This window comes from Kosakonia sp. (assembly GCF_032052965.1).
Classification (GTDB): Bacteria; Pseudomonadota; Gammaproteobacteria; order Enterobacterales; family Enterobacteriaceae; genus Kosakonia.
Genome location: NZ_DAMBVN010000004.1, coordinates 12308 through 32438 on the forward strand (window position 1 = coordinate 12308; position 20131 = coordinate 32438).

At 55.8% G+C, this 20131-nt stretch carries 20 protein-coding genes; 10 read left to right on the forward strand and 10 right to left on the reverse strand.

The window, feature by feature from the left end; all coding sequences use genetic code 11:
• Positions 1 to 72: 72 nt before the first annotated feature.
• Together modF and modE are read right to left on the reverse strand one after the other, a co-directional pair.
• Positions 73 to 1542 carry a molybdate ABC transporter ATP-binding protein ModF gene (gene modF / locus RTX30_RS06860; RefSeq protein WP_312688267.1) on the reverse strand — a complete coding sequence of 490 codons (1470 nt, stop codon included), beginning with the start codon at positions 1540 to 1542 and terminating at the stop codon, positions 73 to 75.
• A 67-nt stretch (positions 1543 to 1609) separates the two neighbouring features.
• Complete coding sequence (gene modE, locus RTX30_RS06865) at positions 1610 to 2398, reverse strand: molybdenum-dependent transcriptional regulator (protein ID WP_312688270.1); 789 nt, start codon at positions 2396 to 2398, stop codon at positions 1610 to 1612.
• Between the two features lie 164 nt (positions 2399 to 2562).
• On the opposite strand from modE, the gene RTX30_RS06870 reads away from it, so the two are divergent.
• The 4 genes from RTX30_RS06870 to modC all read left to right on the forward strand — a co-directional run bounded on the left by RTX30_RS06870 (position 2563) and on the right by modC (position 5410).
• Complete coding sequence (locus RTX30_RS06870) at positions 2563 to 2712, forward strand: AcrZ family multidrug efflux pump-associated protein (RefSeq protein WP_312688272.1); 150 nt, start codon at positions 2563 to 2565, stop codon at positions 2710 to 2712.
• Between the two features lie 173 nt (positions 2713 to 2885).
• Entirely contained in the window at positions 2886 to 3659 is a 774-nt protein-coding gene (modA, locus tag RTX30_RS06875) for a molybdate ABC transporter substrate-binding protein (protein ID WP_312688274.1), read from the forward strand.
• Complete coding sequence (modB, locus tag RTX30_RS06880; RefSeq protein ID WP_312688275.1) at positions 3659 to 4348, forward strand: molybdate ABC transporter permease subunit; 690 nt, start codon at positions 3659 to 3661, stop codon at positions 4346 to 4348. Before modA ends, modB begins: the two co-directional genes overlap by 1 nt.
• Before the next feature lie 3 nt (positions 4349 to 4351).
• Complete coding sequence (gene modC, locus RTX30_RS06885) at positions 4352 to 5410, forward strand: molybdenum ABC transporter ATP-binding protein ModC (RefSeq protein WP_312688277.1); 1059 nt, start codon at positions 4352 to 4354, stop codon at positions 5408 to 5410.
• On the opposite strand, the gene RTX30_RS06890 is transcribed toward modC, so the two are convergent.
• Complete coding sequence (locus tag RTX30_RS06890) at positions 5411 to 6229, reverse strand: pyridoxal phosphatase (RefSeq protein WP_312688280.1); 819 nt, start codon at positions 6227 to 6229, stop codon at positions 5411 to 5413.
• A gap of 151 nt (positions 6230 to 6380) precedes the next feature.
• Here RTX30_RS06890 and pgl point away from each other — a divergent pair, with 151 nt between their 5' ends.
• Entirely contained in the window at positions 6381 to 7376 is a 996-nt protein-coding gene (gene pgl, locus RTX30_RS06895) for a 6-phosphogluconolactonase (protein ID WP_312688282.1), read from the forward strand.
• Positions 7377 to 7506: 130 nt separating this feature from the next.
• Here pgl and RTX30_RS06900 read toward each other — a convergent pair whose 3' ends face one another.
• The 6 genes from RTX30_RS06900 to bioA form a co-directional block, all read right to left on the reverse strand.
• Complete coding sequence (locus tag RTX30_RS06900) at positions 7507 to 8790, reverse strand: putative acyl-CoA thioester hydrolase (RefSeq protein ID WP_312688284.1); 1284 nt, start codon at positions 8788 to 8790, stop codon at positions 7507 to 7509.
• Between the two features lie 177 nt (positions 8791 to 8967).
• Positions 8968 to 9375 (reverse strand): DUF2000 family protein, encoded by a 408-nt coding sequence (locus tag RTX30_RS06905; protein ID WP_312688285.1) that lies wholly within the window; start codon positions 9373 to 9375, stop codon positions 8968 to 8970.
• A gap of 51 nt (positions 9376 to 9426) precedes the next feature.
• A complete protein-coding gene (locus RTX30_RS06910) occupies positions 9427 to 10278 on the reverse strand; it encodes an AraC family ligand binding domain-containing protein (protein WP_409429804.1) in 852 nt (283 codons plus the stop codon).
• On the reverse strand, positions 10279 to 10755 hold the full coding sequence (locus tag RTX30_RS06915) for a kinase inhibitor (protein WP_312688288.1): 477 nt from the start codon (positions 10753 to 10755) through the stop codon (positions 10279 to 10281).
• Between the two features lie 13 nt (positions 10756 to 10768).
• Entirely contained in the window at positions 10769 to 11449 is a 681-nt protein-coding gene (locus tag RTX30_RS06920; RefSeq protein ID WP_312688291.1) for a type 1 glutamine amidotransferase domain-containing protein, read from the reverse strand.
• 69 nt (positions 11450 to 11518) lie between these two features.
• Positions 11519 to 12808, reverse strand: a complete 1290-nt coding sequence (gene bioA, locus RTX30_RS06925; RefSeq protein WP_409429805.1) for an adenosylmethionine--8-amino-7-oxononanoate transaminase — start codon at positions 12806 to 12808, stop codon at positions 11519 to 11521.
• Between the two features lie 86 nt (positions 12809 to 12894).
• Here bioA and bioB point away from each other — a divergent pair, with 86 nt between their 5' ends.
• The 4 genes from bioB to bioD are packed head-to-tail and all read left to right on the forward strand — an operon-like array spanning position 12895 to position 16537.
• Positions 12895 to 13935, forward strand: a complete 1041-nt coding sequence (bioB, locus tag RTX30_RS06930; RefSeq protein WP_312688297.1) for a biotin synthase BioB — start codon at positions 12895 to 12897, stop codon at positions 13933 to 13935.
• Positions 13932 to 15086 carry an 8-amino-7-oxononanoate synthase gene (gene bioF, locus RTX30_RS06935; RefSeq protein ID WP_312688300.1) on the forward strand — a complete coding sequence of 385 codons (1155 nt, stop codon included), beginning with the start codon at positions 13932 to 13934 and terminating at the stop codon, positions 15084 to 15086. The genes bioB and bioF overlap by 4 nt, the downstream gene beginning before the upstream one ends.
• A complete protein-coding gene (gene bioC / locus RTX30_RS06940) occupies positions 15073 to 15822 on the forward strand; it encodes a malonyl-ACP O-methyltransferase BioC (RefSeq protein ID WP_312688303.1) in 750 nt (249 codons plus the stop codon). The genes bioF and bioC overlap by 14 nt, the downstream gene beginning before the upstream one ends.
• Positions 15815 to 16537, forward strand: a complete 723-nt coding sequence (bioD, locus tag RTX30_RS06945; protein WP_312688305.1) for a dethiobiotin synthase — start codon at positions 15815 to 15817, stop codon at positions 16535 to 16537. Before bioC ends, bioD begins: the two co-directional genes overlap by 8 nt.
• On the opposite strand, the gene RTX30_RS06950 is transcribed toward bioD, so the two are convergent.
• A complete protein-coding gene (locus RTX30_RS06950; RefSeq protein ID WP_312688307.1) occupies positions 16479 to 17201 on the reverse strand; it encodes an ATP-binding cassette domain-containing protein in 723 nt (240 codons plus the stop codon). The two genes, bioD and RTX30_RS06950, sit on opposite strands and share 59 nt — an antisense overlap.
• A 750-nt stretch (positions 17202 to 17951) precedes the next feature.
• On the opposite strand from RTX30_RS06950, the gene uvrB reads away from it, so the two are divergent.
• Positions 17952 to 19973 (forward strand): excinuclease ABC subunit UvrB, encoded by a 2022-nt coding sequence (gene uvrB / locus RTX30_RS06955; RefSeq protein ID WP_312688310.1) that lies wholly within the window; start codon positions 17952 to 17954, stop codon positions 19971 to 19973.
• Positions 19974 to 20131: the final 158 nt, after the last annotated feature.

The following is a 20131-nucleotide window of genomic DNA, read 5'->3' on the forward strand; positions in this document are numbered from 1 at the left end:
TAAAAATCGTATTTTGGATGCTAATTAAGCCTGCGTATTACAGCATATTTGCTTAATATCAGGCATCCCCAATTATTGTGGTTCCAGCACGTAGCGATAGCCGTCATCCTGCGGCACAAACGCCAGACGATGCGTAATACACGATGGCGCGTCTGCCGCATGGTGGGAAACAAATAATAGCTGCGTCTTCCCTTCATTAATCAATACATCGACAAAGCGGCGAATTAACTGCCGGTTAAGCGGATCCAGTCCCTGTAATGGCTCATCAAGGATCAGTAAGGTTGGGTGTTTAACCAGAGCCCGAACAATCAGCGCCAGCCGTTGTTGCCCCCAGGAGAGGCTGTGGAAGGGGGCGTCTGCCGTGCGGGCATCAAAGCCCAGAATATCCAGCCATTGCTGCGCCAGTTTGTGCTGCTTATCCGATACCGCCTGATAAATGCCGATTGAATCAAAATAACCGGACAGAATGACGTTACGTACGTTGGTGCTGACGCGATAGTCCAGGTGCAGGCTACTGCTGACATAGCCGATGTGCTTTTTGATATCCCAGATGGTTTCGCCGCTGCCGCGACGGCGGCCAAACAACGTCAAATCGTTACTGTAGCCTTGAGGATGATCGCCGGTGATCAAACTGAGCAACGTGGACTTGCCCGCGCCATTTGGCCCGACGATTTGCCAGTGCTCGCCGGGGGCCACGGTCCACGAAAGCTGGTTAATAATAGGACGATCGTTATAAGACACCACACCGTTATTGAGCACGATCAGCGGCGCACCCGGGGTCAGCGTTTCCCGCGCGGGGGGCGCGTCGGGATCGGGCAGGGCAATACCAGCGAGTTTCTCACTGTGCGCCAGTTGGGCAATCAGCGCCTGTTGCAACAGGGCGGATTTCTCCCCGGTATCGGTCAGGGCACAATCGACCAATACCCCGGCATTGCGTACAAAGGCGGGGATCTCATCGAAGCGGTTCAGCACCAACACCACGGTATAACCGTCGGCATTCAGTTGTGCCAGCAGCGCTGCCAGTTGTTGACGAGAGTTAACATCAAGGCCGTCGAAGGGCTCATCAAGGATCAACAAATCCGGCTCGGCCATCAGCGCCTGGCAAAGCAATGTCTTACGGGTTTCACCTGTTGAAAGGTATTTGAAACGACGATCAAGAAGAGATGTGATGCCAAACTGCGCCGCCAGCCGGGTGCAGCGGTCGGCGTCTTTAATCTCATCCTGGATAATTTCCGCCGTTGTGCGCCCGGTATCTTCCTCGCCGGGGCTGAGCATATCGGTGTTATTTCGTTGCCACTCGTCGCTCACCAGTTTTTGCAGTTGCTCGAAGGAGAGACGGGTCAGGCGGGTAAACGTCGACTCCCGGGTGCCTTTCAGCAGGGTCAGTTCACCGGCCAGTGCGCGAGCCAGCGCGGATTTTCCACTGCCGTTTGCCCCGACAAACGCCCAGCTTTCACCGGCGCGCAGGGTTAAATTTTCAAGATGCAGTGTGCGGGTATCGCTAAGACGGAACGTGCCTTGCGAAATATGCAATGATGACATGATGTATCCCATTTTTTGCAGCATTGAAGTTCAGGGATACGTGCATTACCTCAGTTTGTCAACGCAATTAGCATAACGTAGCGATAATCACGCGATCGGCATTAAAATAGGCCGTCACTTCATGCTGTTCCTGCAACTTCTCCACCTCTGCAGACGGCACGGTAGCGCAGAGCTGCTGGCCGTCCGGTAGCGTCATCAGCACTTCGCTCTGCTGCTCGCCACGCTCAATGTGACTAATACACCCGGTTAGCTGGTTATCAGCTTTTGCCGCCAGCGCGGTATCCTGGGTAATGTTGACCCACGGCGCTTTTAACAACACCAGCACCTCTTTGCCTTCGTCGAGGCCAAGCCTTTCTCCGCTTTGCGCTGTGATCGCGACTTTTAAACGTGTGGTGCCGTCTGCCAGCAGAACGTCCACATGTTGCTGAACCTGTTGGTGATCGCGGGCGGTAATAGTGCCAAACCACTGGTTGCGGGCGCTGGTTTGCAAAGAGAAGCGCGAAATGGCCGCCAGCAGGCTGTTTAAAGGCAGGGCATCGTCGTCGCTCAGCACATCAAAGGCCTTTTGCTGGATTTGTCCAAGCAGATCATAAAGTTGAATAAGGCGCTGACCGTAACGGGTTACCACTGCGCCGCCGCCGCCTTTGCCGCCTGTGGCGCGATCGACGAGCGTGTGGTCGCTCAGTTGATTCATCTCATTGATCGCATCCCAGGCGCTTTTATAGCTGATGTTAGCGTTCTTCGCACCCTGGCTAATAGAGCCTGTCTCTGCAATTTGTTTCAGCAGCGAGATACGGCGCGGATCGGCAAAAAGACGCTGCTGGAGTTTAAGAGTGAGGAGAATTTCAGCCTGCATTACACAATGTCCTGGCAAAAAGTCTATTGTGAAGGAAAACGACCTGTAAACCTAGCCTGAGGCTTGATATTGATGGCAAAGCTGCGGTTCCAATCGCACAAAAGGCGAGTGTTTTCCCGCCGGTTCAGGCTAGAATGCGTCATCCACAATATCTGGAGTCGACCATGTTAGAGTTACTGAAAAGTCTGCTGTTTGCCATCATCATGGTCCCCGTGGTGATGGCCATCATCCTGGGATTAATTTATGGTCTTGGCGAAGTGTTTAACGTTTTCTCCGGCGTTGGGCGCCGCGACCGCACCAGCCAGCACCGCTAAGCCATTTGCTAAAACGCCCACTTTCGTGGGCGTTTTACGCTCAAGATCGTTCCCTCCCTGCCGATAGTTTTCTCATATGCCCCTCATTCTTGATGGGTATTATCTTCTGAGCGGTAAACTCTGGTACTATCGTTATGTTTTTTTATATATAACGACACTCAGAGGAGTTAGCAATGGCACGTACATGGTTGCGCTTTTTTGCCGGAGCGACATTAACGCTTTCCGTTGCCGGGCATGCCCTGGCGGAAGAAAGCAAGATCACCGTTTTTGCAGCGGCATCGCTGACCAATGCGATGCAGGATATCGCGGCGGCCTATAAAAAAGAGAAAAACGTCGAGGTGGTTTCCTCGTTCGCATCCTCTTCTACGCTGGCGCGCCAGATTGAGGCGGGGGCACCGGCCGATCTGTTTATCTCTGCCGATCAGAAATGGATGGATTACGCCGTCGGGAAAAAAACGATCGACACCGCAACACGGGAAACGCTGCTTGGCAATAGCCTGGTGGTGGTCGCGTCGAAAAGCAGCAAACAGAGCGACATTACCGTGAATACAAAAACTGACTGGAACAGCTTGCTGAAAGGCGGCCGCCTGGCCGTTGGCGATCCGGATCACGTCCCGGCCGGTATTTATGCCAAAGAAGCACTGACCAGACTGGGCGCATGGGATACCCTGTCGCCGAAACTGGCGCCAGCAGAAGATGTACGTGGCGCACTGGCGCTGGTGGAACGCAGCGAAGCGCCGCTCGGTATTGTCTATGGTTCCGATGCGGTTGCCAGTAAAGGGGTGAAAGTAGTTGGCACATTCCCTGAAGATTCACACCAGAAAGTGGAGTACCCGCTGGCGATAATTGAGGGGCATAAAAACGCGACAGTGACCGCGTTTTATGATTACCTGAAAGGCCCGCAGGCTGCTGAAATATTCAAACGTTACGGATTTACGACGCACTAATGATATTGACGGATCCCGAATGGCAGGCGGTACTGCTGAGCCTTAAAGTCTCTTCCCTTGCGGTTATCTTCAGTTTGCCTTTTGGGATCTTCTTCGCCTGGTTGCTGGTGCGCTGCTCGTTTCCGGGTAAAGCGCTGCTGGACAGTTTTCTCCATCTTCCTTTAGTGTTGCCGCCTGTCGTGGTCGGTTATTTATTGCTGATTGCCTTGGGGCGACACGGTTTTATCGGCCAGTGGCTCTACGACTGGCTGGGTATCACCTTTGCGTTTAGCTGGCGTGGCGCGGTTCTGGCGGCGGCGGTGATGTCGTTCCCACTGATGGTGCGGGCGATCCGTCTGGCGCTGGAAGGTGTTGATACCAAACTGGAGCAGGCGGCCCGCACGTTGGGTGCCGGACGCTGGCGCGTGTTTCTCACCATCACCTTACCGCTGACCCTGCCGGGTATCATTGTTGGTACGGTGCTGGCATTTGCCCGCTCGCTGGGCGAATTTGGCGCGACCATTACGTTTGTCTCCAACATTCCGGGCGAAACGCGCACTATCCCTTCAGCCATGTACACATTGATTCAGATGCCGGGAGGCGAAACGGCGGCGGCGCGGCTGTGCGTGATTTCGATTGTGCTGGCGCTGGTTTCGTTACTCATTTCGGAGTGGCTGGCGCGTATTAGCCGCGAACGGACAGGGAGATAAGCCATGCTGGAGCTCAATTTCACCCAAACGCTGGGTACCCATACTTTGCGCGTGGCCGAGACGTTGCCCGCCAGCGGTATTACCGCCATCTTCGGTGTCTCTGGTGCGGGCAAAACGTCGCTGATCAATGCGATTGGTGGCCTGACGCACCCCCAACAGGGACGCATTGCGCTAAATAACCGCGTGTTGTTCGACACCAATAGCAAAATTTGCCTCCCCCCGGAAAAACGCCGTGTGGGCTATGTTTTCCAGGACGCACGTCTCTTCCCGCACTACAAAGTGTTGGGGAATTTGCGTTACGGCATGGCGAAGTCAATGAGCGGGCAGTTTGATAAGCTGGTAGCGTTATTGGGCATTGAGTCACTGCTGGATCGTCTGCCCGGCGGCCTTTCCGGTGGTGAAAAGCAGCGAGTGGCGATAGGGCGTGCGTTGTTAACCGCACCGGAATTAATGCTGCTGGACGAACCGCTTGCGTCGCTTGATATTCCCCGCAAGCGCGAGTTATTGCCTTATTTGCAGCGCCTGGCACGGGAGATCAATATTCCGATGTTGTACGTCAGTCATTCACTGGAAGAGATCCTGCACCTTGCGGATAAGGTAATGGTGTTGGAAGCCGGTGAGGTGAAAGCGTTCGGTAACCTGGAGGATATCTGGGGCAGCAGTGTCATGAACCCGTGGTTGCCGCAGGAGCAGCAAAGCAGCATTTTGAAAGTCAGCGTGCTTGAGCATCATCCTCACTACGCAATGACGGCGCTGGCGTTAGGTGATCAACACCTTTGGGTGAGTAAAGTTGATCGTCCGCTGCAAACGCCACTGCGCATTCGCATTCATGCTACAGATGTGTCGCTGGTGCTGCAGCCGCCGGGGAGCACCAGTATTCGTAACCTACTGCGCGCGAAAGTGGCTGAATGTTTTGATATTGACGGGCAGGTCGAAGTGCAACTGGACGTTGCAGGGCGCACCTTGTGGGCGCGGATCAGCCCCTGGGCCAGAGACGAATTAAGCATCAAACCCGGCCAGTGGCTGTATGCACAGATCAAAAGTGTATCGATAACCGCCTGATTACAGTAATGCTTTATAAATAAACCCGGCGATGCTATCGACGGTATTGTCGCCAATAACCACATTTGCATGGGCTTTGACCTCATCGTCGGCATTGCCCATCGCGACACCGATGCCTGCGGCCTGCAGCATACTGATGTCATTATAATTATCGCCAAACGCCACCACATCCTGCATCGACAACCCCTGCGACGTCACCCATTCGGTCAGACGTTTGCCTTTGCTATTGCCGCTGCGGGCGATGTCGACCTGATCGTGCCATGACCACTCACACGCCAGCCCCAGCGTCTGTTCAACATGCCGGCCAAATTTTTTCAGTTTTTGCGTGTCTTCGTCGGTGAGAGCGAATTTCCAGATGGCGTCAACCTCTTGCGCCGTTGCCGCCAGTGAGTCCACCTGCTGGAATACCGGGCGTTGCTCCGGCGGCAATGCCTGCGCCCAGTTGGTAGTACGCAGTACATGCCCGGTCGGTTTCTCGTAGACCATTGCATTGTCGACATACATCAGGCCGTGAATGGCGTGCGCTTCAAGCAGGGAAATAAGCTGTTGTGCCTGCGAAACAGGCATCGGGTCGGCGGCGAGCACTTTTTTAGCATGATAATCATACAAATAGGTGCCATTACAGCAAATTGCAGGTGTATCGAGCGCCAGTGCCTGATAAAAAGGATGGATGGCAACATGATGCCGACCGGTGACGATAATGATCTTATGGCCAGCGGCCTTAGCGCGAGCCAGTGCTTCGAGGGATGAGGGCAGAAGCGTTTTTTTCGGGGTAAGTAATGTACCGTCTAAATCGAGTGCAATAACGCGCGAAGTCATATCGTATTCCGTGGTCGATGTTGAAATTTTCATGTCCGGGGATGGTACACCGGGCGGGCAGATGCGCAAAATTTGCCGCCGAATTTCCGCATTCACGTGCAAACGACTATCCTGGTTATATAACGCAGAAAAAGAGAGGAAAGGAGTATTCATGAAACAAACCGTTTATACCGCAAGTCCGGAAAGTCAGCAGATCCACGTCTGGCGTTTGGCTCCTGAAGGCACCCTGACGCTTGTCCAGGTGGTCGATGTTCCCGGCCAGGTTCAGCCGATGGTCGTCAGCCCGGACAAGCGTTACCTCTATGTGGGCGTACGCCCGGAATTCCGCGTTCTGGCTTACCGTATCGCCCCGGATGACGGCGCGCTGACCTTTACTGCCGAAGCGCCATTACCGGGCAGCCCGACGCATATCTCAACCGATCACAGCGGGCGTTTCCTGTTCAGCGGCTCTTATAATGCTGGCTGCGTCAGCGTAACCCGCCTCGACGATGGCATTCCGACCGACACCGTGCAGGTGGTCGAAGGGCTGGAAGGCTGCCATTCGGCCAATATCTCTCCGGATAATCGCACGTTGTGGGTGCCTGCTTTAAAACAGGATCGCATTTGCCTGTTCACGCTGGCCGATGATGGTCAACTGACCGCGCAGGAACCGGCAGAAGTGGCGACCGTGGAAGGCGCTGGCCCGCGTCATATGGCTTTCCATCCGAACAAACGTTTTGCTTATTGCGTTAATGAGCTGAACAGTTCCGTCGATGTCTGGCAACTGAATGATGCGCACGGCCAGATTGAGTGTGTGCAGACGCTGGATATGATGCCCGCCGATTTTTCCGATATTCGCTGGGCGGCAGATATTCACATCACGCCGGATGGCCGCCATTTGTATGCCTGCGATCGTACCTCCAGCCTGCTGACCATTTTCAGCGTTTCTGAAGATGGTAGCGTGCTGGCGGTGGAAGGGTTCCAGCCAACGGAAACCCAGCCGCGCGGCTTTAATGTGGATCACAGTGGGAAGTTTGTTATCGCCGCCGGGCAGAAGTCGCACCATATTGCGCTGTATGAAATTACGGGCGCACAGGGACTGCTGACGGAAAAGGGTCGCTACGCGGTAGGACAGGGGCCGATGTGGGTGGTGGTAAACGCCCACTAAGTCGACTGACGGGCATTAGCCGCGTCGAAAAGGCCACCCGCAGGGCGGCAAAAAGCGTAAAAAAAAGCCGTAACGGATGTTACGGCTTTTTTAACAGCATCACGGGCTGGCGTTGTGCCCCCGTCGCGTGTTACTGCTTCGGTACCGCAACCACTTTGCTGCCCACGCCGCGGTTGTTAAACTCCCACATGCGGTTAAACTGCGGGTTGTTCAGCTCGCGCTGGACGTTACCTTTATCATCAACTGTGCCTGTGTTACCGGCATAGGCGCGACCAGAAACGCTGGCGTCCGCCCAGGGGTTCGCCACATTAAAGCCTTCGTTGATCACGCTATCGCGGATCACCACCTGACCGTTGGTATTGCCATCGACATCCAGTGAACGGCCAAGCTGCGCTACGCCATTTCCGGCAGCGTTAAAGCGGCTGTTTACGGCGAGGAAACCATAATAAAGGTTAGACAGTGTGGCCGGTGCAAACACATAGCCTGCCTGCTGCGTACGGGAGTTAACCACGCGGAAGTCGGTATTATCAAAGACCACTGCACCGCGACCTGCCACAATGTCCACATCGCCTTCAAGGTAGCTGTTGGTCACCAGCGTGCGGGTCTGACGATCGGTACGCAGGGTGTTGTCCACATTGCTGTTGGTCACGAAGAAGGTGTTCTGACGGCCCAGAATATTGACATTGTTGATCTGCACTTTGTCGCCATCGCTGCGCAGTGCCACGGCCTGGTGGTTACCTGCATCAACGGTATCGCCCAACGTGTTCTGAATGGTCAGGTTCTGCAGCTGCAGACCATTGTTCTGCGACCAGAATACTGCAGAACACATCACGCCCACAGTGGCGCTGCGTTTGCTCTGGCAGTTATCGAACATATACCACGCCGGTTTACCCGGCATATATTTGCCTGATGGGTTAACCAGACGACGCCAGCTGTTCGGATCCATTTCGGAGTCGATCGCCTGGCCGATTTTCACATCCTGCGCCTTCTCACCCGTACCGTAGAGGGTCACGCTACCGGAGGCTGCCGGCACATACACCGTACCGGTATATTCGCCAGGCATCACGGCAATGTACTGACGTTCGCTGGAGTGCTTGTTGATCGCCGCATCGACCGCAGCCTGGATAGTGGTATGAGTCACACCGGCTGTTCCCGCCGGGCCAACCACAAAATCGGCTTTCTCCGGCAGGCGGATGGCGAACGGTTTCCATGCCGCGCTGTCTGGCGTCATGGCGGTAAAGTAACGCTCAGCCACGAAGTTTTTCGCTTCGCCCGCGCTAAGAATAGGACGCGCCGGGGTGCCAGGCGCAGTTTGTTCAGACGGGCGTTCAGCTGGCGGGGTTGAGCTACAGGCGGTCAGTGTCACGCCAAAAGCGAGCGCCAGCGCCAGACGGGAAACCGATGATGTGTTCAAGGGGTGCTCCAGACTATGCAAAGTTGAAAAGGTTACGTCAAAGCCTGCTTTTGTATACTAAGTTGAGCGAAACAGGAAGCCAAAACAGAAAAAAGTCGTCAGTAAAAGGGTGAAAATTGCCACGGTGTTCTTAACACGGATATTCCCGCCGCACAGTGCCGGCGGCGGGGAGGATTTTCAGGGGTGCAGGGTAAGGCCTTTGATGACCTTATCCACGGCTTTTTTCGGCCCGCGCAGGGCAATGCCGACCAGATTTAGCGCGTCTGCATCCTCTTGCAGGAAAACGGCCCGATTAGCATCATCATTGCCTGTGGCGAACATCGCTTCCACATACGGGACGAGGGTCACATCGCGCTCCAGCCCTTTGCGGTGGGTACGCTGTAGATCGTCGAGCGACCCGGCAAAAATCAGCATGGGCTGACCGGCAATGCGCGGGTAATGTCGCCCGGCGGCATCGACATAGGGTTCGCCCAGCACCTCGGGCGCGGCAGACACCACCCCGGTTGCAAGAAACGCCACCACATTTAACCGTTGCCAGCTCTCCAGATCGTCTCTCACCACAAGGGCAACTTTGGTATCAAACATGCGTTTTCTTCTCCATCTGTCATAAAAAAAACCATCATCGGAGAAGTGTGTTCAGCGCGATAGAACGTTTGTGCACTGCCGCTGGAAGGCGGCAGGGGAGAGGCGATAAGCGCGCTGAAACCAGCGGCCAAGGTGGCTTTGATCGGCAAAACCGACCTGTATCGCCACCTGGGCAGGCTCGATACCGTGGCTCAGCAGCGCACGGGCAGTGCGCAGACGCAGGCGCACCAGCCAGGCGTGCGGCGTTTGGCCAAAGGCTTTCTGAAATTGCCTGCTCAGGCGAAAACGGTCAATGCCGCACTGCGCAGAAATGTCGTCCAACCCGATATCGTCGGCCATGCGGTCGTGCAGCATCTCCCTGACCTTCTGCATACGCAGCGCCGTTTCATCCGCAGGCTGAACCGCTTTGCCATCAATATGCCGGGTTAATAGCTTCAACAGATGATCGAGGCTCTGATCGCGCGCGAGTCGACCTTCCTGGTGGTGGATAGCGAAAAAGGCCTGCTGAATAGCGTGGATCAGCAGATCATCGTCGGTGAGCGTATGGCGAAAGGCCGCTTCGATTTGCGACACATCGTGCTGCCCACGTTGCTGCAACATGGTGGTGACCCACTGTTGAGGCAGGTAAAGCATGGCGTAGGTGAAGCCGGATTTATCGGGCGCATGCCCGTCATGTACCGCGCCCGGCTCGATCAAAATAGCGCGGCCGGGGCGGCTGGTGTGCAACTCACGGTGGCAATTAAAACGCTGCACGCCTTGTTGGGTTACACCGACCAGCACCTCATCATGATCGTGCGGATCATAAGCATGGCCGGTAAAATGGGCGCTGACGCTTTCAATGCCGGTTTCCTGCTCGCGACGAAAGTCCACCCAATCACCGGAGTGCATGCGCTGAGCAGCCATTTAGCTAAAGAGCGCGGTCAGGCTGGCGCTGGCCAGTTTATGGAAATGGACATTAAACCCGACCATTGCACCGCTGGCGTCTTCATCCACGTCCAGCTTGTCCACATCGAGAGCATAGACAGTAAAGATGTAGCGGTGAGTTTCGCCTTTCGGTGGCGCGGCACCACCGTAGCCCGCCTTACCAAAATCGGTGCGGGTCTGTACCGCGCCGTCTGGCAGGGGGGAAATGCCCGATCCGGCCCCCTGCGGCAACACCCGTGTATCGGCTGGCAGGTTGGCGACGATCCAGTGCCACCAGCCCGAACCGGTGGGGGCATCCGGATCGTAACAGGTGACAACAAAGCTTTTGGTACCGGCGGGAACATCATCCCATGTTAAATGCGGCGAAAGGTTATCGCCGTCATAGCCCATGCCGTTAAACACATGGCGATGCGGGAGTTTTTCTCCGTCGCGTAAATCATGGCTGAGTAACTTCATTGGTGCTCCTTGATTAGCGATGCAGTCGTTTCAATAATTCTTGTGCCGTCGCAGCGGAAGAGGCCGGGTTCTGCCCGGTGATCAAATGACCATCGGTCACTACATGCACGCCCCAATCTTCAGTGCGCTCAAATTGGCCGCCCGCTTGTTTTAACGCATCTTCCACTAAAAAAGGAACCACTTGCGTTAACCCGACCGCCTCTTCTTCGCTGTTGGTAAATCCGGTGACCCGTTTACCTTCTACCAGCGGCGAGCCGTCTGGCTTATGGGTATGGCGCAATACGCCTGGTGCGTGGCACACCGCGGCCACAGGTTTGCCTTCAGCCCAATATTTCTCAATCAATGCGATAGAGAGCGGGTGCCCGGCCAGATCCCACAGGGGGCCATGTCCGCCAGGATAGAAGACGGCTTCATACTCTTCCGTTGAAATCGCGTCGAGCCTCAGGGTGTTAGCAAGTGCGTGTTGCGCTTTGCTATCGCGACGAAAGCGTTCTGTGTCCTGAGTTTGTGCATCAGGTTCGTCGCTTTTAGGATCGAGCGGTGGTTGCCCGCCAGCGGGTGAAGCCAGCGCGACTTCAATGCCCGCGTCCTGAAATATGTACCAGGGGGCGGCGAATTCTTCCAGCCAGAAGCCGGTTTTTTTACCGGTATCGCCAAGGGTGTCGTGTGAGGTCAGTACCATTAAGATTGCCATCTTTTCCTCCGGATGCATCGCTAAAGTCACCCCGGAAGTGTAGTGCATCCGGGGTATCTGTGAGTGCGATCAGGCAGAGAACAGGTCGTGACGCTGCACGGCAGCATTGACCGCGCGGGTCAGGCATGAGAGTTGTTCGGCGGTAATAACGTAGGGTGGCATGAGGTAGATCAGGCGCCCAAACGGACGGATCCATACGCCTTGTTCGACAAAGAAGCGCTGGAGCGCGGCCATATTTACCGGCGAATGCGTTTCTACCACACCGATGGCGCCCAGCACACGCACATCCGCCACCGTGGCAGCCTCGCGCGCGGGGGCCAGTTCTGCGTTTAACTGTGCTTCAATCGCGGCGACCTGTGCCTGCCATGCACCGCTCTCCAGCAGCGCCAGGCTGGCGGATGCCGCCGCGCAGGCCAGTGGGTTGCCCATAAATGTTGGGCCATGCATAAAGCAGCCCGCCTCGCCATTGCTGATGGTTTCTGCCACCTTGCGGGTGGTCAGTGTTGCCGAAAGCGTCATCGCCCCGCCGGTCAGCGCTTTGCCAAGGCAGAGGATATCCGGCGTGATATCCGCATGCTCGCAGGCAAACAGTTTACCCGTGCGGCCAAAGCCGGTGGCGATTTCATCGGCAATCAACAAAATGCCTTCCCTGTCGCACATCGCCCGGATGCGTTTTAGCCACTGCGGGTGATACATGCGCATGCCGCCAGCCCCCTGAACCACCGGTTCGAGGATCACCGCTGCAATCTCATGGCGATGTGCGGCCATCAGGCGGGCGAATGCCACCATATCGTGCTCGTCCCAGTGGCCGTCAAAGCGGCTTTGTGGTGCGGGGGCAAACAGGTTTTCCGGCAGGTAGCCTTTCCACAGGCTGTGCATGGAGTTGTCCGGATCGCAGACCGACATCGCCCCGAAGGTGTCGCCGTGATAGCCGTTGCGGAAGGTCAGGAAACGTTGCCGTGCTTCGCCTTTCGCCTGCCAGTATTGCAGCGCCATTTTCATTGCCACTTCCACCGCGACGGAGCCGGAGTCCGCCAGAAAGACGCACTCCAGCGCCGCCGGGGTCATGGCTACCAGTTTGCGGCACAACGCGACCGCAGGCTCGTGGGTAATTCCCCCGAACATCACATGGGACATGGCATCAATTTGCGTTTTCATTGCGGCATTAATGGCAGGGTGCCCGTAGCCGTGGATCGCTGCCCACCAGGAGGACATGCCATCCACCAGTCGCTCGCCGCCCGCCAGTTGCAGTTCGCATCCCTGTGCCGATTGCACCGGGTAAACGGGCAGGGGCGCGGTCATGGAAGTGTAAGGGTGCCAGATATGGCGCTGGTCAAAGGCTAAATCGTCCGGGGTCATAATCGACTTGTAAACCAAATTAAAAAGTTTTAGGTTTACAAGTCTACACCGAATAATGAATTAACAACACCTTTTGGAGACGCCCGATGGCTCACCACGCACGCTGGACAATGTCGCAGGTTACCGCTTTGTTCGAAAAACCGTTACTGGAGCTGCTGTTTGAAGCGCAGCAGATCCACCGCCAACATTTCGATCCACGCCAGGTCCAGGTCAGCACACTGCTGTCGATTAAAACCGGTGCCTGCCCGGAAGATTGCAAATACTGCCCGCAGAGCGCGCGCTACAAAACCGGTCTGGAAACGGAACGGCTAATGGAAGTGGAACAGGTGCTGGAATCGGCCCGCCAGGCAAAACAAGCCGGCTCCACCCGTTTCTGCATGGGCGCGGCCTGGAAAAACCCGCAGGACAGGGATATGCCCTACCTCGAAAAGATGGTCGAAGGGGTCAAAGCCATGGGGCTGGAAGCCTGCATGACTCTCGGTACGCTGAATGAAAGTCAGGCGCAGCGTCTGGCGCACGCCGGGCTGGATTATTACAACCATAATCTCGACACCTCCCCGGAATTTTACGGCAACATCATTACCACCCGCACTTACCAGGAACGTCTCGATACGCTGGAGAAAGTGCGTGGCGCCGGGATCAAAGTCTGCTCGGGTGGCATTGTCGGACTGGGCGAAACGGTCACCGATCGTGCGGGCCTGTTGCTGCAACTGGCTAATCTGCCGACGCCGCCGGAAAGTGTGCCGATCAATATGTTGGTGAAGGTGAAGGGCACGCCACTGGCGGAGAATGAGGATGTCGATGCATTCGACTTTATTCGCACCATTGCTGTGGCCCGTATCATGATGCCTTCCTCTTACGTTCGTCTCTCTGCTGGTCGCGAGCAGATGAATGAACAAACCCAGGCGATGTGCTTTATGGCCGGGGCCAACTCGATTTTTTACGGCTGCAAACTGCTCACCACCCCCAACCCGGAAGAAGATAACGATCTGCAGTTGTTCCGCAAGCTGGGGCTGAATCCACAACAGACTGCGGTTCTCAGCGGCGATAATGAGCAACAACAGCAGATAGAAGCCCAACTGTTGCATGCCGATACTGACCAGTATTACAACGCGGCTGCCCTGTGAACTGGCAACAACGCATCGACAACGCGCTGAGCGAACGCCGCGCGGCAGAGGCTCTGCGCACCCGGCATGTCGTGTGCCAGGGGGCCGGACGCTGGCTGACGATAGGCGATCGCCGCTATTGCAATTTTTCCAGTAATGATTACCTGGGGTTAAGCCAGCACCCGTTCGTTGTTCGCGCCTGGCAACAAGGTGCCGAACAATTCGGTGTCGGCAGTGGCGGTTCTGGCCATGTCTCCGGCCACACGGTGGCGCATCAGGCATTAGAAAATGAACTGGCGGACTGGCTGGGGTACCCGCGTGCGCTGCTTTTTATCTCGGGGTTTTCGGCTAACCAGGCGGTGATTGCGGCGTTAACGGCGAAAGAGGATCGTATTGTGGCCGACAAGCTCAGTCACGCCTCGCTGCTGGAAGCGGCCAGCCACAGCCCGGCACAGCTGCGGCGTTTTGCCCATAACGACGTCCGGCAACTGGCCTCGTTGCTGGCAAAACCGCTCTCTGGTCAGCAACTGGTGGTCACTGAAGGCATTTTCAGTATGGATGGCGATAGCGCCCCTCTGTGTGCAATCAGTGAGACTGTGCAGCAAACGCAGGCGTGGTTGATGGTGGATGATGCGCATGGCATTGGTGTGGTGGGAGAGCAGGGACGCGGAAGTTGCCATCAACAGGGCATCAAGCCCGATGTGCTGATTGTTACCTTTGGCAAAGGCGTTGGTGTGAGTGGCGCGGCGGTACTGTGCAGCGACACGGTAGCCAACTATTTGCTGCAATTCGCCCGCCATCTGATTTACAGCACTTCAATGCCGCCTGCACAGGCGCTGGCGTTGCGCGCCGCCTTGCAGGTGATCCGAAGCCCTGAAGGTGACGACCGGCGTCAACGTCTGGCGGCGCGAATCGCGCAATTCCGCCGGGGCGCTGCGCAGTTACCGTTGGCGGTAACGGGTTCGCAGAGTGCCATTCAGCCGTTGATCGTCGGTGAGAATGCGCGTGCGTTGCGCCTTGCCGAACGCCTGCGGCAGCAGAACTGTTGGGTGACGGCGATCCGCCCGCCTACCGTACCGCCCGGCACAGCACGCCTGCGTTTAACCTTGACGGCGGAACATCAGGCTCAGGATATCGATCGTTTACTGGAGGTGCTGCATGGCGGTGAATAAACAGGCCGTGGCCGCCGCCTTCGGCCGGGCTGCACAGAGTTATGCCCGCCACGATGCGTTACAACGCCTGAGCGCCGATCTTCTGCTGTCGAAACTTGGCGACTACACAGCAGATAACGTGCTGGATGCCGGTTGTGGACCGGGGACAATGAGCCGTTACTGGCGCGGGCAGGGCAGTGATGTCACGGCCCTGGATCTCTCTGCCAGCATGCTGGATGAGGCGCGTCGCCAGTACAGCGCGCAGCAGTATGTGACGGGCGATATCGAAGCACTGCCCTTTGCCGATACCGCGTTTTCACTGGTATGGAGCAATCTTGCGGTGCAGTGGTGTAACGATTTGCATCAGGCGATCGCTGAATTACACCGCGTGACGCGCCCCGGCGGTCGGGTGGCGTTTACCACGCTGGTGGACGATTCTCTGCCGGAGCTGAATCAGGCATGGCAGGCTATCGATAGTGCTCCGCACGCGAACCGCTTTTTAAGTCTTGCTGCGATCCAACAGGCGTTACAGGGCTGGCGTTTCGATGCCGGGACGGAGCGAATCACACTCTGGTTTGACGATGCCGCCAGCGCGCTGCGTTCGCTAAAAGGTATTGGCGCAACACATTTACATGCGGGCAGGCAACAGGGACTGACGCGCGGCAAATTGCAGCGTTTACATCTTGCCTGGCCGCAACAGCAGGGTAAATGCCCGCTGAGTTACCATCTTTTTTGGGGAGTATTAACACGTGACTGAGCGTTATTTTGTCACCGGGACGGACACTGAAGTCGGTAAAACCGTGGCAAGTTGTACCTTGCTACAAGCGGCGAATTTACGTGGATTACGCAGCGTCGGTTATAAACCGGTAGCCTCCGGCAGCGAGATGACGGCGCAAGGGCTGCGCAATAGCGATGCGCTGGCGCTGCAGTACTACAGCAGCCTGTCACTGGCCTATGATGCCATTAACCCGTACACCTTTGCGGAGCCGACCTCACCGCATATTGTCAGTGCGGATCTCGGGCAACCCATTGAGGCATCGGTGATGTCTGCCGGGCTGCGGCGGCTGGAAATAGACGCCGAATGGCTACTGGTGGAAGGTGCCGGGGGATGGTTCACGCCGTTGTCTGAAACCCTGACCTTTGCCGACTGGGTCGCGGCGGAACAGTTGCCCGTGATCCTCGTGGTGGGGGTCAAGCTGGGCTGTATCAATCACGCCTTGCTGACGGCGCAGGCGGTGCAGCAGGCGGGATTAACGCTGGCCGGCTGGATAGCCAACGATGTGGTCGAGCCGGGCAGGCGCCATGCGGAGTATATGGCAACGCTTCGGCGGATGATCCCGGCACCGTTGATTGGCGAAATCCCGTGGTTTGCCCATGCAGCGGAAAGGGAAAACACAGGCCACTTTCTTGATCTCAGTGTCCTGCGCCCGGCGTCATCCAGTGCGAAAGCATCTGGTCATCCAACTGTTTGATATCCCCCCCGGCGACACTGCGCCCGCGGTGCAGCAGGCAGAAGCGATCGGCGACACGGCGAATAAACGAAAGCTGCTGCTCCGCCAGTAAGACGGTCATGCCGAAGTCCTGGTTGAGGCGCACAATCAGGTTGCCCAGTTTATGCACAAATGCCTGGCCGAGCCCACGCGTCGGTTCGTCCAGGATCAGCAGGCGCGGGTGGGTCACCAGCGCCCGCGCCAGTGCCAGTTGATGCTGGTTATCTTCTGATAATGCCGCGCCGCGCTCTTTTCGTAGCGCATAGAGCTCCGGGAACAGATCGTAAATATCCTGGCTTACGGCGCTGCGTGGCTCACCGCCCGCCAGCATCGCAATGTGCAGATTCTCTTCGATGGTCAACTGTGAAAATATCCGTTTGTCTTGCGGCACATACCCCATGCCGATGGCGCACCGGTGTTCCGCCTGCAGGCTAAGCAGATTACAGGGCGGCGCGCCAGCTTCCTGCCAGATCATGCTGCCACTCTCCACGGGGAGATAACCGGTGATGCAGTTGATGAGGGTGGTTTTGCCCATACCTGGCAACCCAATCACCGAGGTGCAGACGCCTGGGGTTAAATCGAGGTCGATGTTCCACAATGTATGCTGGTTACCGTAATACTGGTTAATTGCACGTAAGCTCAACATGGCCTGTTCCTTATCTCGGTCGGGTGACACTCAAACTCTGCAAAAGGCTTGCCAGAACGGTATAAAGACTTTTTTTTCGGATATGGCCGATCTCGCTGGCATTTAAAACGTGATGAGGAACAATCCCAGCAAAAAATGCTGCACTTTACCGGTGCTTGTAGTGATGAGTTGTGGTGCAGAAAAACCGCAAATTGTGAGGAGGATCGTCCGGGGATCTGGCGCTTCGTTAGCTGAAAATCAGCAAAAAGAAGTGATAAAAATTTTTTAGCGACCCTGATTTGGGACGACATGGGAATTTGGCGGAAGGCGGGGTATACGGCCTGGCGGCAGTTATCCACTATTCCTGTGGATAACCTTGTGTATTAGAGTTAGAAAACGCGTGGCAAGCGAGAAGGGACGCGGCTTGCGCCTGAATTGGTGCGAAACGCGGCTTTTTGCAATTATACTTATATTTCAATGCGTTAAATAAAATCAATGCCTGTAAGAAAAGTGTCATTGGCTGCCACAAAACTTTCACTGGCTGGCTTGACAATTGTTAAAAGAGAAAATCTTCTGGGGATAACCTGCAAGACCTGGTGTTTTATCTTATCCGCGTTGAAATTTTAGCGAGGAACATACCCCAGGCGCATGCGTAGAGCACATAAAGGATTTTGCTACTGTTTTTACATACAGTATTATTTATTGGCAAATCTGCGGAGGGTGAGTAAAATGTGTTACCTGCCCGCTCATTCCTTCATCAGGTAGCCGTTCATGAGTAAACCGTTCAAACTGAATTCCGCTTTTCGCCCGTCCGGCGATCAGCCAGAAGCTATCCGTCGTCTCAAGGAAGGTCTGGAAGACGGTCTCGCCCACCAGACGCTACTTGGCGTAACCGGTTCAGGGAAGACGTTCACCATTGCGAACGTGATTGCCGATCTGCAGCGTCCCACGATGGTGCTGGCACCGAATAAAACGCTGGCCGCCCAGCTGTACGGCGAAATGAAGGAGTTTTTCCCGGATAACGCCGTCGAGTATTTTGTCTCCTACTACGACTACTATCAGCCAGAAGCCTACGTGCCCAGCTCCGACACGTTTATCGAAAAAGACGCCTCGGTAAATGAACATATCGAGCAGATGCGTCTGTCGGCAACCAAAGCCTTGCTGGAGCGGCGCGATGTAGTGGTGGTGGCATCCGTTTCTGCCATTTACGGCCTTGGCGATCCGGATCTGTACCTGAAGATGATGTTGCATTTAACCATCGGCATGATCATCGACCAGCGTTCGATTCTGCGCCGGCTGGCTGAGCTGCAATATACCCGTAACGACCAGGCTTTTCAGCGCGGCACTTTCCGCGTACGTGGCGAAGTAATCGATATTTTCCCGGCAGAATCGGACGATCTGGCGCTGCGTGTGGAGCTGTTCGACGAAGAGGTGGAACGCCTGTCGCTGTTTGATCCGCTGACCGGCCATGTGGAAGCTACCATACAGCGTTTCACGGTCTACCCCAAAACACACTATGTGACGCCGCGTGAGCGGATAGTACAGGCGATGGAGGAGATCAAAGACGAGCTTGCCGATCGCCGTAAATCGCTGCTGGCGAATAATAAACTGCTTGAAGAACAGCGCCTTAGTCAGCGTACTCAGTTTGACCTGGAAATGATGAACGAGCTGGGTTACTGCTCCGGTATTGAAAACTACTCCCGTTATCTCTCCGGGCGTGGGCCGGGCGAACCGCCGCCGACGCTGTTTGATTATCTGCCTGCGGATGGTTTGCTGGTAATCGATGAATCGCACGTGACCATCCCGCAAATTGGCGGCATGTACCGTGGCGACCGGGCGCGCAAAGAAACGCTGGTGGAGTATGGCTTCCGTCTGCCCTCCGCGCTGGACAACCGCCCGTTGAAATTTGAGGAGTTTGAAGCGCTGGCGCCGCAATCCATCTACGTCTCGGCGACGCCGGGGAATTACGAGTTGGAAAAATCTGGCGATGATGTTGTTGATCAGGTGGTGCGTCCGACCGGACTGCTCGATCCGGTGATTGAAGTACGCCCGGTGGCAACACAGGTCGATGATCTGCTCTCGGAAATCCGTAAGCGTGTGCAAATTAACGAACGCGTACTGGTCACCACGCTGACCAAGCGTATGGCAGAAGATTTAACCGAATACCTTGAAGAGCACGGCGAGCGCGTTCGCTACCTGCACTCCGATATCGACACTGTCGAACGTATGGAAATTATCCGCGATCTGCGTCTGGGCGAGTTTGATGTGCTGGTGGGCATCAACTTACTGCGCGAAGGGCTGGATATGCCGGAAGTTTCGCTGGTGGCGATTCTGGATGCCGACAAAGAAGGGTTCCTGCGTTCTGAACGCTCGCTTATTCAGACCATTGGCCGCGCGGCGCGTAATATCAACGGTAAGGCGATCCTCTACGGCGATAAAATCACGCCATCAATGGCGAAAGCGATAGGTGAAACTGAACGTCGTCGCGAGAAACAACAGCGCTATAACGAAGAGCACGGCATTACACCGCAAGGCCTGAATAAAAAAGTAGTGGATATTCTGGCACTGGGCGAAGGGCTGGCGAAAACGCGTGCGAAAGGGCGTGGTAAATCGCGCACGCCGGCTCAGGTAGAAGCGGCTGAACTGGCGCTGACGCCGAAAGCGCTACAACAGAAAATCCACGAGCTGGAAGGGCAAATGATGCAGCATGCGCAGAATCTTGAGTTCGAAGAGGCCGCAAAAGTTCGCGATCAGTTGCATCAACTGCGCGATCTGTTCATTGCCGCTTCATAACTTGCTCTCTGTCACACTTTACGCTGATTCCGCCGGGCCAGCTTAATGTTGGCTTAATACAACACTGACAAACTGGCCTCCGGTTTACTGGAGGGCAGTGTGATGCAACAAATGCGTGTTCGTGAGTTTTTCGCTGTCGCCTTTGTCCTGGCGTTGGT